Annotated in this window: 16 protein-coding genes; 11 read left to right on the top strand and 5 right to left on the bottom strand. The window is 39.6% G+C overall.

What is annotated here, in order from left to right; translation table 11 throughout:
- Window positions 1–2: 2 nt before the first annotated feature.
- Complete coding sequence (locus tag AC3KZC_RS11820; RefSeq protein ID WP_490577917.1) at window positions 3–1,856, bottom strand: hypothetical protein; 1,854 nt, start codon at window positions 1,854–1,856, stop codon at window positions 3–5.
- A 109-nt stretch (window positions 1,857–1,965) separates the two neighbouring features.
- Here AC3KZC_RS11820 and ccmA point away from each other — a divergent pair, with 109 nt between their 5' ends.
- The 10 genes from ccmA to AC3KZC_RS11770 are packed head-to-tail and all read left to right on the top strand — an operon-like array spanning window position 1,966 to window position 9,699.
- Window positions 1,966–2,586 carry a cytochrome c biogenesis heme-transporting ATPase CcmA gene (gene ccmA / locus AC3KZC_RS11815; RefSeq protein ID WP_490577918.1) on the top strand — a complete coding sequence of 207 codons (621 nt, stop codon included), beginning with the start codon at window positions 1,966–1,968 and terminating at the stop codon, window positions 2,584–2,586.
- On the top strand, window positions 2,586–3,272 hold the full coding sequence (ccmB, locus tag AC3KZC_RS11810) for a heme exporter protein CcmB (RefSeq protein ID WP_490577919.1): 687 nt from the start codon (window positions 2,586–2,588) through the stop codon (window positions 3,270–3,272). The genes ccmA and ccmB overlap by 1 nt, the downstream gene beginning before the upstream one ends.
- Window positions 3,273–3,274: 2 nt before the next feature.
- Window positions 3,275–4,024, top strand: coding sequence for a heme ABC transporter permease (locus AC3KZC_RS11805; protein WP_490577920.1), 750 nt, complete (start codon window positions 3,275–3,277; stop codon window positions 4,022–4,024).
- A complete protein-coding gene (gene ccmD, locus AC3KZC_RS11800; RefSeq protein ID WP_490577921.1) occupies window positions 4,014–4,217 on the top strand; it encodes a heme exporter protein CcmD in 204 nt (67 codons plus the stop codon). The genes AC3KZC_RS11805 and ccmD overlap by 11 nt, the downstream gene beginning before the upstream one ends.
- Complete coding sequence (gene ccmE / locus AC3KZC_RS11795; RefSeq protein WP_490577922.1) at window positions 4,214–4,693, top strand: cytochrome c maturation protein CcmE; 480 nt, start codon at window positions 4,214–4,216, stop codon at window positions 4,691–4,693. The genes ccmD and ccmE overlap by 4 nt, the downstream gene beginning before the upstream one ends.
- Window positions 4,694–4,695: 2 nt before the next feature.
- Window positions 4,696–6,681, top strand: coding sequence for a heme lyase CcmF/NrfE family subunit (locus AC3KZC_RS11790; protein ID WP_490577923.1), 1,986 nt, complete (start codon window positions 4,696–4,698; stop codon window positions 6,679–6,681).
- Window positions 6,671–7,243, top strand: coding sequence for a redoxin family protein (locus AC3KZC_RS11785; RefSeq protein ID WP_490577924.1), 573 nt, complete (start codon window positions 6,671–6,673; stop codon window positions 7,241–7,243). The genes AC3KZC_RS11790 and AC3KZC_RS11785 overlap by 11 nt, the downstream gene beginning before the upstream one ends.
- Window positions 7,240–7,701 (top strand): cytochrome c-type biogenesis protein, encoded by a 462-nt coding sequence (locus AC3KZC_RS11780; RefSeq protein ID WP_490577925.1) that lies wholly within the window; start codon window positions 7,240–7,242, stop codon window positions 7,699–7,701. The genes AC3KZC_RS11785 and AC3KZC_RS11780 overlap by 4 nt, the downstream gene beginning before the upstream one ends.
- Entirely contained in the window at window positions 7,701–8,960 is a 1,260-nt protein-coding gene (gene ccmI, locus AC3KZC_RS11775) for a c-type cytochrome biogenesis protein CcmI (protein WP_490577926.1), read from the top strand. Before AC3KZC_RS11780 ends, ccmI begins: the two co-directional genes overlap by 1 nt.
- A 7-nt stretch (window positions 8,961–8,967) precedes the next feature.
- A complete protein-coding gene (locus AC3KZC_RS11770; RefSeq protein ID WP_490577927.1) occupies window positions 8,968–9,699 on the top strand; it encodes an MlaA family lipoprotein in 732 nt (243 codons plus the stop codon).
- 49 nt (window positions 9,700–9,748) lie between these two features.
- Here the strand turns inward: AC3KZC_RS11770 and AC3KZC_RS11765 are convergent, their stop codons facing one another.
- The gene (locus AC3KZC_RS11765; protein ID WP_490577928.1) at window positions 9,749–10,978 is read right to left on the bottom strand and encodes an EAL and HDOD domain-containing protein; all 1,230 of its coding nucleotides are present in this window, start codon (window positions 10,976–10,978) and stop codon (window positions 9,749–9,751) included.
- 287 nt (window positions 10,979–11,265) lie between these two features.
- Between AC3KZC_RS11765 and putP the strand changes: the two genes are divergently transcribed.
- Window positions 11,266–12,756, top strand: coding sequence for a sodium/proline symporter PutP (gene putP / locus AC3KZC_RS11760; protein ID WP_490577929.1), 1,491 nt, complete (start codon window positions 11,266–11,268; stop codon window positions 12,754–12,756).
- A 447-nt stretch (window positions 12,757–13,203) separates the two neighbouring features.
- Here putP and AC3KZC_RS11755 read toward each other — a convergent pair whose 3' ends face one another.
- The 3 genes from AC3KZC_RS11755 to AC3KZC_RS11745 form a co-directional block, all read right to left on the bottom strand.
- Window positions 13,204–14,052, bottom strand: a complete 849-nt coding sequence (locus tag AC3KZC_RS11755; protein ID WP_490577930.1) for a Tim44 domain-containing protein — start codon at window positions 14,050–14,052, stop codon at window positions 13,204–13,206.
- A gap of 189 nt (window positions 14,053–14,241) precedes the next feature.
- Entirely contained in the window at window positions 14,242–14,949 is a 708-nt protein-coding gene (locus AC3KZC_RS11750; RefSeq protein ID WP_490577931.1) for a DUF3379 family protein, read from the bottom strand.
- A gap of 1 nt (window position 14,950) precedes the next feature.
- Window positions 14,951–15,463, bottom strand: coding sequence for a sigma-70 family RNA polymerase sigma factor (locus tag AC3KZC_RS11745; protein WP_490577932.1), 513 nt, complete (start codon window positions 15,461–15,463; stop codon window positions 14,951–14,953).
- Window positions 15,464–15,603 lie beyond the last annotated feature (140 nt).

Here is a 15,603-nt window from a genome sequence, read left to right as displayed (position 1 = left end):
CCTCATACCTTTATGTTGATAATGCTGTGTTCATTATAAAAATTTTGCTCATCAGTTGGGCTATATTTTATGGCCATTTTCTCTATTTTTAGACCATGCTCGGTTAAGCGCTGCCTTAAACTCAGCAAATGTGGTTCTGCTTTTTGGCTCAAGGATTCTGTAGAGGCAATAATATCAAAATTTGCTGTTTTATCGAGTAATTGTGCATGAGCTTGCAGTTGTCCTTCAGATCCAAAATCAAAGTTTAGCCGAATGAACCAAATGGTTTTTGTGAAGTTTTGATTTTGTTCTTTTTGCTGATAATGGCCAATTTTAAGCTGAGTTTGCTTAAGTTCACCTATCAAATGCATTGGCAAAAAAAAGTGTAGTAAGGGATTATCATCTCGCAGTTGTTGAATTAATTGCTGATGGTTTTGTTGTAAGCTGCTTTGTATCATAGCTAAATCAGTGAACAAACCCGGCATCTGCATAAGCTGTTGCTGCGCCTTGTTGAAGTCTATGTGATCTTTTGTAAATAAACCTCCAATTAATTGATTAATGGCGTCTTGATTTGATGACATCAGCGATTGTTTTAGCTCTGCATGTGTTTGTAAGGTCAGCAAATGGATTAATAATTCACTTAAGGCATTTTCAAATATCAGGGGAGCTTGTTGAAGGCTCAAAGTACTTGGCTGTAATAGTTTGAGCAACTCAGCTTGGATTTTATAAGGTGATAAGTTAGTTGGTGATATAAGGCGGCTAAACGCTTGATTAATGAGCTTGTTGAGTTCTTGCGCTTCAGGTAAACCTGCTTTACTTAATTGGGATATTTTTTCAGCTGCGTTTTCAAAAGTTATTTCATCACCTTTGCTGTTACTTATTACCTCAGAAGAATGTTTGTTGTCTTTTTGAGTAGGGGGAAGTTGTTGCTCTACTTGCTTTTTAGGCTGTTGAAGCCAGCCTTCATCGGTGTCGCTTTCGCTTAGTGCTGCGGGCGTGGTGCTTAACATTTGATTTATGTATTGGCTTGAGCTGCCTGTATTTGGTTCTTTGTGTAACGCAATCGCTTTATTTAAGCTGAGCGTAATGGGTGTCGGCGTGATTGATATAAAAAGTTGCTGTTGTTTTATGCTCGCTTGGATTGGTTGCCAGTCATTGTTGCTCGCTGTGCTCGATTTTATAGTTAATTCAATTTGATTGTTATTGAGTTTTAGCGAGGTTTTTCCGCCGCTAGTGATATTGATTTGTGCTTGGTTAAGAGCTTTGGCGAGTAAGTCTATTAGCTTTTGAGCTGAAATGGGTTGATTGAGTAACAGTTGGCCATTAAGACGATTATTTAATTCTGTATTGAGTTGTCCATGAGCACTTTTAACTTCCAGTTGCAGCTTTGTATCACCTTGGGCTGTCAAAACAGCAAGTTGTTGCGGTGATAACGATAAGTGGGCCTTCAGTTGAGGCAACTGTAGCTGTTGAGAATGTAAATTGAATTCAGCATTAAAACTCACTTTGTTGTCTTGGTTAGATAGCTCTGCTTGAGGTAATAGGCTGATTAGTTTTAGCAAGTCTGCGGTGGTGTTTATTTTTAAGTTTGCAGCAAGAGCAGGGGTGATCACAATTTGTTGTAAATTGCCTTTTAAGACTAAGGTCCCTTCAGCTATCGGGCTGGTAGGAATTGAAGCGGTATTAGTAACAGACAAATTCAAAGGTCGCCATGACTCGTTTATTTTGATCTCTGCGCTTATCGCTGGAGCAAGGTAATTGATGTTACGAACCGGGTAGGGTTGATCTGTTTTTAAGGTTTGCAACAGAGTCGATGAGCCATTTGCGGGCTTTATCTGTTGCGAACTTGTTAGCGAAACCTCATTTATTTTTTGCATTTGTGTCTTAAATCAATCTTTAACCAATTCTGAGATAAAGCTAACTTACGCTTTGCAATATCATTATGATAGACTACAGCCCTCTTTGGGGTATAGAGAAAATTACTTTTTGTTAAATGTAGAATCAATCACTTGCATCAAACAAGAACGCTGTTTGTTTGAAGATCTCTCTTTTGAATTAAAAGCTGGGGAGATTATGCAATTAGAAGGTCCTAATGGGGCTGGTAAAACATCATTATTGCGTATCCTTGCTGGTTTTTCGAGACCAGAGACAGGTCGTCGGTTGTGGATGGGTGAAGATATCGCAAAAAATGAAGAGGATTTTTTAGCTGAGTTATTATTTATTGGTCATAAAACAGGAGTTAATCCACATTTAACGGCCATTGAGAATGTTCAGTTTTGGCAGCAAAGTCATGGTTATCGTCAAACGATTGACTATTATGGATTACTTGCCACCTTGGGATTAGTTGGCCTTGAAGATGTCCCTGTTAGAATGCTATCAGCTGGGCAACAGCGACGTGTTGCTTTGGCTCGATTATGGATTAGTGACGCAAAACTATGGATGCTCGATGAGCCTTTTACAGCTGTTGATAAGAAAGGTGTAACGTTATTACAGCAGCAATTTAAACAGCAACTAGCACGCGGTGGCTGCATTATTTTAACTAGTCACCAAGATTTAACCGAGCACTTTTTAGACTTAAAAACCCTTGTATTGGAGTATCGATTTTAATGCTCCGCCACTATTCATATCGTCAATTATTCTGTGCTGTGTATAAAAAAGATTTGCGATTAGCATTTCGCCAGCGCTCAGAAATTATTAACCCGCTTTTATTTTTGACTATTGTCATTAGCCTTTTTCCTCTTGGTGTTGGCCCTGAGCCGGCCTTACTGTCGCGGATGGCTCCGGGTATCATTTGGGTGGCTGCTTTGTTAGCCACAATGTTGAGTTTAGATAAATTATTTCGAGACGATTTTGTCGATGGTTCGCTTGAGCAACTTTTAGTTAGCCCATATCCGATGTCGTTGATTGTTTCAGCCAAAATAGCAGCTCATTGGACAACGACTGGATTGCCACTAGTCTTATTTTCACCTTTGTTCGCACTGCTTCTTAATTTAGAAAGTGAAGCATGGCAAGCAACGATTGTGACGTTATTGATAGGTACGCCGTTATTGAGTTTAATCGGTGCCATTGGTGCAGGTTTGACCGTGGGATTACAAAAAGGAGGAATTTTGCTAAGTTTATTGGTCTTACCTTTGTATATCCCCGTATTGATTTTTGCAACTTCAGCCATTGATACCGCGGCTATGTCGCTTGCGTATGGTGGGCAGTTAGCAATCTTAGGGGCAATGGTTGCAGCTGCAACTGTGCTTGCTCCTATTGCCGTTTCATCAGCATTGAAAGTGAGTGTAAGTTAATTATGTGGAAGTGGTTACATCCTTACGCGAAAGCGCAGACAGCCTATCGATTGTGCAATTTATTTTTGCCTTATTTTGCGGCCTTAACCGTTGTTTTACTCGTAGTGGGTTGGGTTTGGGGGCTTGCCTATGCACCCGCTGATTATCAACAAAAAGATAGTTATCGCATTATTTTCATTCATGTTCCTTCAGCTATTTTGTCGATGGGCGCATATTCATCGATGGCAATTGCTGCGTTTATTGCCCTTGTTTGGCAAATTCGTAATGCTGAATTGGCAGTCATCGCTATTGCTCCTGTAGGCGCAGCTGTAACTGCGATTGCCTTAATTACAGGCGCTGCATGGGGTAAACCTATGTGGGGTGCTTGGTGGGTTTGGGATGCGCGTTTAACGTCTGAGCTTATCCTGCTATTTTTATATTTGGGTGTTATTTCACTTTATCACGCATTTGAAGATAAAGCCGCTGCGGGCCGTGCAGCTTGTATTTTGGCGTTAGTTGGGGTGGTGAATCTACCGATTATCCACTTCTCAGTGGAGTGGTGGAATACGCTGCATCAAGGTGCGACTATCACCAAATTTGATTCATCAGCCATAGATAAATCAATGTTTTGGCCATTAATGGTCAACATTGCTGCGTTTGCCGCATTTGTTGGTACGTTGACTTTAATTCGATTAAAAAATGAAATTTTGTTGCGTGAAAAACACCGCCCCTGGGTGAGAGCGCTTGTAAGTGGAGATCACAATGCAGTTTAGTTCCTTCTCAGAGTTTATAGCGATGGGTGGTTATGGTTTTTTTGTGTGGCTATCTTATGGTAGTTGTTTGCTTATTTTATTGGCTTTAGTGGTGGTGAGTGTTCGTGGTCATCAACAAACATTAAAGTCGATTGCCGATCAATTAGGGCGCGAGAAACGCATTAAGCAAGCACAAGAAGGGGAAATGTTATGAACCCTAGACGCAAAAAAAGATTATTTGTTTTAATTGCTTCATTATTTGGTATTGGAAGCGCTATTGGCCTAGTTCTGTATGCATTACAAGAAAACATCAACTTGTTTTATACCCCAAGTGAGTTAATTGATGGTAAAGGGCCTGATAAACAAAAGCCGCATGTTGGGCAAAAGTTACGAATAGGTGGCATGGTTGTCCCTGGTAGTGTGGTACGTGATCAAAGCTCCTTATTTGTTGAGTTCAAGCTAATAGATACAGGCCCTTTAGTCACAATTCGTTACCAAGGCATCTTACCTGACTTATTTCGAGAGGGTCAGGGGATTGTTGCACAGGGACATTTAACGGCTCCAGATACAATTGAAGCCTTCGAAGTGTTAGCAAAACATGATGAGGAATACATGCCAGCTGAAGTTGCTGAAGCTGTAAAAGGAATTAGACACGAAAAACCCGCTTACACGATACCAAAAGAGTATTAATTATGATCCCTGAGTTAGGTTTTTTATCGTTAACAATTGCGATGGCATTGTGCTTACTGTTGTGTATTTATCCTCTTTGGGGTGCACATAGCGGGAACTTAAGGCTAATGCGTGCGGCGCCTGCTTTAGCGGTTGGTCAGTTTGTTTTTGTACTTATATCTTATTTGGCGTTAGTTTATCTTAGCTTACATGATGATTTCAGAGTCGCGTATGTAGCTAATAACTCAAGCTCTTCATTACCTTGGTATTACAAAGTCACTTCAACATGGGGCAACCATGAAGGAGCTATGCTGGTTTGGGTATTAATGCAATCAATATGGACTGCATTAGTAGCTGTGTTATCTAAATCACTTCCTTGGTTATTGCGTGCTCGGGTATTGGGAATATTAGGCTTTTTAGGTGTTGGATTTATGTCTTACACCTTATTGCTTTCAAGCCCGTTTGAGTTATTACTGCCATATTATCCTGTTGAAGGCCGAGATCTAAATCCATTACTGCAAGACCCAGGTATGATTATTCATCCTCCATTGCTTTATATGGGCTACGTGGGCTTATCAGTATCATTTGCTTTTGCAATTGCAGCTTTGATGACTGGCAAACTTGATAACACTTGGGCTAAATGGTCTCGCCCTTGGACTATGGCTGCTTGGGCATTCTTAACGTTAGGTATAACCATTGGTAGTTGGTGGGCCTATTCTGAGCTAGGTTGGGGTGGTTGGTGGTTTTGGGATCCAGTCGAAAACGCATCATTAATGCCTTGGCTTGTGGCAACTGCACTGATCCATTCACTTTCAGCGACAGAAAAACGTGGCGTGTTTAAATCTTGGACTGTATTGCTCGCCATTGCTGCATTTTCATTGAGCCTTCTTGGCACCTTTATTGTTCGCTCAGGGATCATTGTTTCTGTGCATGCCTTTGCTACCGATCCAGCGCGTGGAGTCTTTATTTTAGGCTTTTTACTCACCGTTGTTGGCGGGAGTTTACTGCTGTATGTGCTCAAAGTATCTGATGTAAAAAGTGAGGGGCGATACCAGTTCTTTTCGCGTGAAGTTGCCCTTTGGCTCAATAATATTTTACTGGTGGTTGCGACGTTAATCGTATTACTGGGTACTTTATTACCTTTAGTTCATAAAGAGCTGGGTTTAGGGTCTATTTCTATCGGAACGCCGTTTTTTAACCAAATGTTCTCTATTTTATTGGTGCCATTTGTGGCTTTATTGGCAATTGGCCCTATGCTGCGCTGGAAACAAAATCAATTAAAACTGGTATTTAATAAATATGCTTTTGCTTTATTAATCAGTGTGATTGTGAGTGCTGCTTGGTTATTTTCAAGCTATGAAACCGTTGCAGTGATGACTTTTGTGGCTGTTGCATCGGCACTTTGGATTGTTTTGACGTCATTATTTGATATTGCAATAAAATTCAAAGACTCAGAAAGTTTTTCAGTAGGCTTAAAAAAATTAACCTTAAGTTACTGGGCGATGATAGCTGGCCATGTTGGATTCGCATTTTTAATTGCAGGTGTGGCATTAACTTCAGCTTATTCTGTTGAGCGCTCAGTAAAAATGGAGCCGGGTGATAGTGTTTACCTCAATCAATATGAATATCGGTTCAATGGTGTTTACGCATTAAATGGTCCTAATTATACCGGGCATGCCGGGGAAGTTACGGTATTAAAAGATAAAAAGTTTGTTGAAATTTTGCATGCTGAAAAGCGTCTTTATACTATTGGTAATCAGTTTATGACAGAAGCGGCTATCGATGCAGGTTTCACACGTGATTTATATTTAGCGTTGGGTGAGCAGTTTAATAACGGCGCTTGGTCATTGCGTATTTATCATAAACCGTTTGTTCGCTGGGTTTGGCTTGGCGGTATTATTATCGCATTAGGTGGTTTCTTAATTTTGTTTGATAAACGTTATCGTCGCAAAGTGATAGCGGCAAGCGCGCAAGAATCAAAACAAGGAGAAGCTAATCATGCAGCGTAAACTTTTATTAGCTACTCCGCTGATTATATTTTTGTTGCTGAGTATTTTCTTATTTAAAGGTTTGTTTTCAGATCCTCGCGTATTGCAAACGGGTCGGTTAGGTCAACGAATGCCTGAATTTGTTTTACCCGATTTAATGCAAGCCGATAAACAGTGGCGTAATACCGATTTATTGGGTGAGGTATATCTGCTCAATGTGTGGGGAACATGGTGCCCTACTTGTATTGCAGAGCTTGGTTATTTAACGCAACTGCGCGAACAAGGCATAAAAATTGTGGGTTTGTATTATGAGCAAGCCTACGATCCTGACTTTGATGATCAATTCAGTCTCCCTGCGTTGCAAAAAGAAGTGAGCCAAATGTTGGCGCGCGCAGGCGATCCATATCAATTTAACATCCTCGATTTAAATCGTACTTTATTGCTTGATTTAGGTGTGTCAGGTGCACCCGAAACATTTTTGGTCGACAGTAAAGGGACAATTTTATTGCATCACACTGGTGATATAAATGAGCGTGTTTGGCGAGCTACATTTGCTCCGATTATTGCAGAGTTAACTCCATGAAATATTTAATCGCAATTTTACTTTGTATCAGTTCAACATTGATATTTGCAGCAGAAGATAAATATCAATTCGAAACCAAAGAACAAGCCTCTATATTTTCTGAGCTTACTCATGAGCTTCGCTGCCCTAAATGTCAAAATCAAAACATCGCTGATTCTGATGCAATTGTTGCTAAAGATTTACGCGATAAAGTACTGGCATTGGTTGAAGAAGGTAAGGGTAAACAAGAGATTATCGATTTTATGATTGACCGTTATGGCTATTTTGTTCATTACAAGCCGCCAGTGACTACGGCTACTTTAGTTTTATGGGTACTGCCTGTGTTGTTTGTGGTGTTTGGTTTTATTTCGATTGTATTACGTCAGAAAAAAGCGTCAAAAAACCAAGCTTGGACTGAGCAAGATGAAGCAACGCTCGTCCAATTAATGGCTCGCTATCAGCGTAAGGGACAAAAATAATGACTGAGTTTTATGTTTACGCCGTTATTTTGGTCATCTTAGGGTGTGGTTTTGTTATTTTACCTTTTATTCGTGAAGATAAATTAGCGTCAGTCGATCCTGGTAATAATGCCGAACGCATAGATATCTATCAACAACGTTTGGCTGAGCTGACTCAAGAACAGCAATTCAATAACTTAACACCCCAAGCGTATGAGCAAGCAATTGTTGAGTTAAAAAAACGCTTATTAAACGAACTTGCACCAGAAAAGCAGTTTAACCTTAAAGGTAACAACCGCGTGTTAAGTTTGGTTGGTATTTTGTTTATGTTCAGTTTTAGTGGGATTTTTTATTACTTCACTGGGAGTCATCAGCAAGTGCAAAGTTGGCATCAAGCGATTGAACGTTTACCTGAATTAGGCCAACGTGCCGTCATGCAAACTGGTGAGCCACTGACTCCAAACGAACTGCAACAATTTGCATTAGGGCTTCGTACAAAGCTTGCGAGTAACGGTGATGACCCAATTGCATGGATGTTACTAGGGCGAGTGGCTATGTCTTTAAATGACTTCACGATGGGGTTTCAAGCGTTTGAAAAATCACTGAGTCTACAACCTGATAACCATACAGTCATGCTCAGTTTTAGCCAAGCGTTATTGGTCGAAGGATCTGAAAATTCGATGAATAGAGCGGCAAAACTGTTAGCTCAAGTGTTGCAAAAAGAGCCGACCAATGTAGATGCGATTTCATTGTTGGCATTAATTGCATATGAAAAAGAAGACTGGTTAGAAGCGAAAGCCGCTTTTGAATTGCTCTTAGCTTCGATGACCTCTGATGATCCGCGCTATGCCATGATGCAAAGCCGTATCACTGAGATTGAAAGTCAGATCCAAGGTGCAGCTAACAAAAACTCACAATCTAGTTCTTTACAAGCACCAAGCCTAAACGTCAAAATTGAGCTTGATAAGAGTTTGGTGGGGCAAGTGCCAGCTAATGCTACCTTGTTTGTGTTTGCTAAAGCGTTAAATGGCCCACAGATGCCTTTAGCTGTAGTGAAATTACAGTCGTTTGATTTACCACAAGTGATTGAGCTGAGCGAGAAGAATGCCATGATGCCTTCGTTAACATTAGCTAATTTTCAACATGTTATTATCACCGCCCGTATCTCTGTCGATGATAAAGTAGATGTCGCATCAGGCGAGTTACAAGGTGTGAGTGATACGGTTGATTTATCACAAACTACTTCACTCGATTTAACTATTAACCAAGTGATTCAATAGAGGTCGCATGTTCAAAACCGCAGCAATGCTAGGGATGCTCTTATTTTTATTCGGTTGCGCCCAAGTGCCAGAAGAAAAAAGGGACGCTCGAGATCCGCTACAAGCACTCAACCGTCCGGTGTATGATTTTAATATGCAAGTACTTGACGCATATTTACTTCGCCCTGCTGCGGTCGGTTATGCTGCCGTCACGCCACAACCGGTAAGAACAGGGATTGTTAACTTTATCGAAAATATTCAAACGCCTGTAGACAGCGTTAACGCTGTCTTTCAAGGCAAACCAAGTAATGCAGGTGTTGGATTAGCTCGATTTTTAATTAATTCAACAGTAGGTGTTTTTGGTATTTTTGATGTCGCTTCGGAAATTGGTTTAGAACTAGTAGAAGAAGACTTTGGCCAAACGTTAGGTGTATGGGGAATTGGTGACGGTGCCTATTTAATGCTACCAGCCATGGGACCAAGCACTACGCGTAATTTTACCGGTGACATAGTTGATAACTTGGTGATCCCACAAGTAGTATTAAGTACCCCTCAGAGCTTGATTGTATTTGCTTTGAAAGCACTTGAGGCGAGGGCTTCTTTGATCCCACAAGAAGCTTTATTGAATGAATCGCTCGACCCATATATTTTTATGAAAGATATCTATTTTCAACGTCAACTCTTTGAGTTATATGATGGTAATCCACCATTAAAGCAAGACGTAGGCAATTACGATGAAGATTTCCTAGAGAATTTGTAATAATAAAAAAGCCGCTCAATGAAGCGGCTTTTTTATTGCTTTAGTTTGTTTATGAAGCGCTAGAGACGGCTTGTAATTGTAAGTTAGACCATTGGACAGCATCGTGGTAGGCATTAGGTACTTTTTTGGGGTCTAGTTTTAGTTGCTCAATTAATGTTGTCGCCTCTGCCCAATTAGCTTTCTCGTAAAGTTTAATCAAGGTCAAATATTGTGCTAGTACCCCTTCATTATTAAGTAAAGCATTTTTTATTTCATTCGATAACGGCAGTTTTGATAACGCATTTTCCATGGTTTCATCTAAAATCGCATCAATTAATGACAACATACCAGCTAAAAAGGCCATGGCAGTATCTTGCATCTGACCATGGCTTTGCGCTAACAATTCAGCAAAACGAGCTCGTGTTAATGAAAGACTCATAAGTTCGATAGGTTTGTTACTTGAAATTTGCGCAGTGAATAACACTGAGAGGAATTTTTTTAACTCTTGAGCACCAAGCATGACTAATGCTTGTTTAATTGTGTTTATTTCAGCGCGACGTCGAAATGCAGCGGAGTTTGAATAGCGTAATAACTTATATGATAAATTTACGTCACGTGCAAATACTTCGGTAACTTTGCGTAGGTTGATTTCTGCACTTGATGTTTCATAGAGCAGTTCAGCGAGCGTTATCTCTGACGGTGCAAGTGATTTACTTTGAATTACTTCTGGTTTTGAAAAGAAATAGCCCTGAAAATACGTAAACCCAAGTTGTTGTGCAATTTCAAATTGCTCGTAGGTTTCGACTTTCTCTGCTAAAAATTTAATATCAGGAAAGTCTTTTATATCATTAAGAATGTTAGAGATTTCTTCAACGCTAAGCGCTTGAAAATCAATTTTAATAATATCTATAAACGGGTAGAAATGACGCCAAACAGGGTTATGAATGTAATCATCTAGTGCTAAGGTATAACCTGATTCTTTAAGTTCTTTCACTAACGATAAAAGGCGTTTACCCGGTTGTACAGTCTCTAATATTTCAACTACGACTTGTTCAGGTGCTAATAAGCTAACATAGCCTTTTTGTAAGGTTTCTAACGTGAAATTGATGAAGGCGGGTTTTGCACCTGTGATGTCTTCTAAATTAAATTCAAATTGGCTTCCAGCAATGAGTTTAGTAGTTGCTTCATGGCCATCTATATTTGGGAAAACATTATCCAAACCATCTCGGAACAATAATTCATAAGCAAACAAATTTTTGTCTTTATCGAGTATTGGCTGTCTGGCTGCATAAAAATACATAAGCTGCGGACCTTTTTCCTAATCTTTATTCTTATTGATAGGGCATCAATATAAAAGATATGTAATTATTTTTCATTAATTATTTATTCAAAACCCATTCTTTAGGTGGGTAATTGTTCACATTAACTCAATTTTAGCTTTGATCATGGTATATTGTAAGCAAGGTCTATGTTTTGTACCGTAAATTAAACTACTTGCTATAACTTAGTAGAGTTTAGACTACCTTCTACTCAAAGTTCTAAAAAGAAGGTTGTAATGAAAATAATAACAATGCTTAGGAGGCAAATGTGGCGATTGGCACGATAATTTCTTTAGCGATTTATTTTATCGTAATGTTGGGAATAGGCTTTTACGCTTATCGAAAATCAACCAGTGATGTTTCTGGTTATATGCTGGGTGGTCGAAGCTTAAGTCCAAGTGTAACAGCGCTTTCAGCCGGTGCATCAGACATGAGTGGTTGGATGTTGATGGGTTTGCCAGGTGCAATGTATATCTCGGGACTAAGCAGCACTTGGATTGCGATTGGGTTGGTCATTGGTGCGTTATTGAATTATTTAATTGTTGCACCAAGGCTAAGAACCTTTACTGAAGTGGCTAACGATTCAATTACCTTACCTGATTTTTTTGAAAACCGTTTTGCAGATAAATCTCATATGCTGCGATTGGTTTCATCTGTGGTTATCATTGTCTTTTTTACCCTTTATACCTCGTCGGGTGTGGTCGCGGGAGGCAAGCTATTTGAATCATCCTTTGGCTTAAACTATGAACTTGGCTTGTACATCACAGCGGGCGTTGTAGTTGTTTATACCTTGTTTGGTGGTTTTTTAGCGGTAAGCCTCACTGACTTTGTTCAAGGCTGTATTATGTTTTTAGCGTTAATCTTGGTGCCTGTGGTGGCATTATTTGAAGTCGGAGGAATTGAGGAGCTTAATAATACCGTCGCGACGATTAATCCTGAAATGCTTAATTTAGTGAGTGGAACTACGCTCGTTGGAATAATTTCTGCGATGGCTTGGGGTTTAGGTTATTTTGGTCAGCCACATATTATTGTACGATTTATGGCTATTCGCTCTGTTGAAGATATTCCAACAGCACGTAATATTGGTATGGGTTGGATGATAGTGTCGATTATTGGTGCTGTTGCAACTGGTTTTGTGGGTATCGCTTATGTTGCCAAAACAGGAATGCCATTTAATGATCCTGAAACCATTTTTATTGTATTGTCTCAATTATTGTTTCACCCTTTAATTGCTGGTTTCTTATTAGCTGCCATTTTAGCCGCCATAATGAGTACGATTTCGTCCCAATTATTAGTGACTTCAAGCTCGCTCACTGAAGATTTTTACAAGATATTTCTTAACGCCAACGCATCAGATAAAGAGCAAGTATTTGTCGGGCGAGTTTCTGTCTTATTAGTCGCTTTAGTGGCAATATTTTTGGCTTATGATCGCGATAGCTCCATTTTGAGTTTAGTGAGTAACGCATGGGCTGGATTTGGTGCTGCATTTGGGCCGCTCGTTATTTTAAGCTTGTATTGGCGTAATATGACTGCCTGGGGGGCCTTATCGGGCATGCTAGTGGGTGCTGCAACGGTTTTATTTTGGATTTATGCACCGCTATTGGTTGATGGTCAGTCTTTAAGTGCTTGGTTATACGAAATTGTGCCGGGCTTTATTTTATCGACAATTGCTATCGTTGTGGTAAGTAAGCTTACGAATATTCATGACCCTGTAGTTGAACAGCAGTTTGATCAAATGCTGGAAAAGCATGATAAGTAAATAGTATGAGTTCAATCAAGAATAAGTAGTTAGATAAGCCAGCAGTCATTGCTGGCTTTTTTATTTTATAACAATCTAAAATATAATGTCTTTTCTTATACTTGTTTTGTACTGTGATGTTAATCCAAACTTGTTAAGTGCTTTTTTGTGGCGGGCAACTATTGATTAAAGCATTAACAAAATTATCTAATGAGATGAGTTTTGGTTTGTGATCCTAAGGCTTGCTGTTGCTTGGTTTTACGCTGTACTTAATAATCGAATATTCAGATGTAAATGTGGTTGAACATAAACGTAAGTGTTAGCACAGCGCAAGTTATTTACTTAAATTATGCTTTAGCTAAGTATGTCGATGAAGTGAGTGTAGCTAAGAAGGGAGTTAGTGAAATTATAGGTTTTAGTATTGCGGAAAAAGCACTTAAGGCATTGGCCTTAAGTGCTTAATTATTTTTATGCGGCTTGATCTTCAATACCAACAATTAACCATGGCGCATTACTTTGACGCATGTCGCGCTCTAAATGCCATACTTCGTTGATCATTTCTTCTTGAGTATCACCTAAATCACGGTACTTACCTTTAAAGCGTACGCTTACTTCCCAAAGAAGTGGTGAGCTGTCAGCACGTGCTAGTTCAGTATCTAAGAATAGTACTTCAGTTGCGACATCCGTCACATCAGCACGTTCAGCTTTTAATTCATTAAATAACGCTGGGCTAACGTATTCTTCAATTGTTGTTAGGTCGTTATTATTCCATGCTTTTTGTAAAGTGTGGTAATGATCGCGTGCGCCTTGCAAAAATGCGGTGGTGTCAAAACCAGACGGTAAATTAAACGGCACATGGTTTTGGCTCGTAGCAAAGCTTCCTGTGGTGTTTTCACGATATTGAGGTGTTTGTTCGATAGGGTTGTTTGCCGGTCCACCCGCTGGCATTGGCTGAGCCTGACGATTTTTCGCCATTACCATTTTTACAACTTTGAAAATAACAAAAGCAAGTAATGCCATTAATAGCATGTCCATGATTTGTAAACCTTCAAAATCGCCACCTAACATAGCCGCAATTAAACCACCAACCAGCAAGCCACCTAAAATACCGCCCATTAGGCCTTTTTTACTTGAGGTTTTAGCTGCTGTTGCAGCTGGTGCTGCGGTATTGTTTGGTTGATCAGCTTGTTGTTTTTGTTGAGTGGTTTGTTGGGTTTTACCAGTTGATTTACTACCAAATTTTTTACGTGCATCGACATTGAATGATGTCGAAAATAACACTGCAAATAAGGTGAAAATTAAAAATAATTTTTTCATTGCTCTGCCTTGTTTAAAACAATTAACTAAGCACAGATTGTAGGGAGTCGGGGGGTGAAGTCAATGCTTGGTGTGATATTTATCTTATTGTTTTAAAACAATTAAAATAGATTAACTCTGAGGTAAATTTAATCTAAATTTGAGGGGCGCGCAGAGTAAAACATTTGTTTTACTCGCGTGAAATGAACTCTAAATCTCCCACATTAAGTTTTGTTTAACCTGTTGTTGGTACTGTTTTAGATTGTCAGCTTTTTCGGCCAGCATTATGACATTTGCAAATTGGGTTTGTAAAATAGTGCCATTAAATTGTTGATCTGAAAACTCAGATACTGATTCTCGCGCATTGTTTTGCGGCACAATAAATAAAGTGACAGGGCCTGTGTCGGAATTAAACACCAAGTGCAACCCTTTTTGGCCTTTAAAATTACAAATAGTTAAAAAACTAATCTCGCCAGGTAAATCAGTAAGTTGGCCGCCAAATGATGCGAGCTTTGTATTCACTTGATTTAAGTTAAATCGACTATCTTGCACTTGCATTGATGCAATTTCATGATAAAGATGCTCAAGTGCATGCTGTTCAAGATTCAGCGGAGCCGAAGCATTATATAAATTAAAAATAATACCAAAAGCAAACGCCACCGAGGCTGCAATCGCTAAATGAGCTCGTGCACGGCGTTTTTGCACTCTATGCTCACTAAATGACTGATTCAATATTATGCGTTCTGCTAGATTATCAGGCACTTCAATATTAAGCGCTTGATCTAAACGTTTATCTAGCGCTTGTAGATCAGTAACTAACTTTTCTCGCTCAGCATCCTGGGCTGCAAACTGGCTTAACTCTTCATCAAGCTCATTTGGATCAGCATAAAGGCGGCGGCGAAATTCTAATTCATCCATATTATTTAACTCCCCTATGTTGCTCTGTTTGCGATGATAGCGCGTCTTTTAATTGTGAACGCGCGCGAAAAAGTCGAGTCATGACGGTATTTTTATTTAAATCCAAAATAGTAGCTATTTCATCACCAGAGCACCCCATTACCACTTGTAATAATAACGGCTCGCGATATTCTTCAGGCAATGCCTGAATTTGGCGCTGTACCATGGTTTGCTCCATCGTTTGTTCGAGTGTAAAACTATGGTCATCCACCAGATGCTCTTGTTCAACATCGGAGTAATCAAATTGTTTTCGCTCAAAGCGCCGTGCATTTTCGCGGCGTAAAATCGTAATTAGCCACGCCTTGGCTGCATGCTGATCAAGTAATGAATCCAGTGATTTCCATGCTCTTAAAAACGTTTCTTGCACTAAGTCATCGGCTACGCTGTGATCTTGGCATAACCAATAGGCAAAGCGATATAATTCTTTGTGATACACCTGCACAAGGGCTTCGTATCGTTTTTGTTTATTTGTCATATCTATTAAGACCTGACGATCAGAATTTTTCTTTCCAAACATACGTTTTTTTCTTATCTATCTGATATGACATTAGTATTGCACCAAGCAGGGCACAAGCCAAGCTTGGTGCTGCTTAAGGGTTAACCCTTAAGCAATGA

It is taken from the genome of Pseudoalteromonas sp. J2K-J031 (assembly GCF_058197095.2).
The sequence above is the reverse complement of the archived record's forward strand: the minus strand, read 5'-3'. Positions and strand labels throughout refer to the sequence as shown.

Coding starts and splice junctions, on each gene's coding strand:
- AC3KZC_RS11765 (WP_490577928.1), bottom strand. CDS start 10,978: ATGTATTTTTATGCAGCCAGACAGCCAATACTCGATAAAGACAAAAAT.
- AC3KZC_RS11770 (WP_490577927.1), top strand. CDS start 8,968: ATGTTCAAAACCGCAGCAATGCTAGGGATGCTCTTATTTTTATTCGGT.
- AC3KZC_RS11780 (WP_490577925.1), top strand. CDS start 7,240: ATGAAATATTTAATCGCAATTTTACTTTGTATCAGTTCAACATTGATA.
- ccmB (WP_490577919.1), top strand. CDS start 2,586: ATGCTCCGCCACTATTCATATCGTCAATTATTCTGTGCTGTGTATAAA.
- AC3KZC_RS11805 (WP_490577920.1), top strand. CDS start 3,275: ATGTGGAAGTGGTTACATCCTTACGCGAAAGCGCAGACAGCCTATCGA.
- AC3KZC_RS11750 (WP_490577931.1), bottom strand. CDS start 14,949: ATGGATGAATTAGAATTTCGCCGCCGCCTTTATGCTGATCCAAATGAG.
- AC3KZC_RS11790 (WP_490577923.1), top strand. CDS start 4,696: ATGATCCCTGAGTTAGGTTTTTTATCGTTAACAATTGCGATGGCATTG.
- ccmE (WP_490577922.1), top strand. CDS start 4,214: ATGAACCCTAGACGCAAAAAAAGATTATTTGTTTTAATTGCTTCATTA.
- AC3KZC_RS11755 (WP_490577930.1), bottom strand. CDS start 14,052: ATGAAAAAATTATTTTTAATTTTCACCTTATTTGCAGTGTTATTTTCG.
- AC3KZC_RS11820 (WP_490577917.1), bottom strand. CDS start 1,856: ATGCAAAAAATAAATGAGGTTTCGCTAACAAGTTCGCAACAGATAAAG.
- AC3KZC_RS11785 (WP_490577924.1), top strand. CDS start 6,671: ATGCAGCGTAAACTTTTATTAGCTACTCCGCTGATTATATTTTTGTTG.
- AC3KZC_RS11745 (WP_490577932.1), bottom strand. CDS start 15,463: ATGACAAATAAACAAAAACGATACGAAGCCCTTGTGCAGGTGTATCAC.
- ccmD (WP_490577921.1), top strand. CDS start 4,014: ATGCAGTTTAGTTCCTTCTCAGAGTTTATAGCGATGGGTGGTTATGGT.
- ccmI (WP_490577926.1), top strand. CDS start 7,701: ATGACTGAGTTTTATGTTTACGCCGTTATTTTGGTCATCTTAGGGTGT.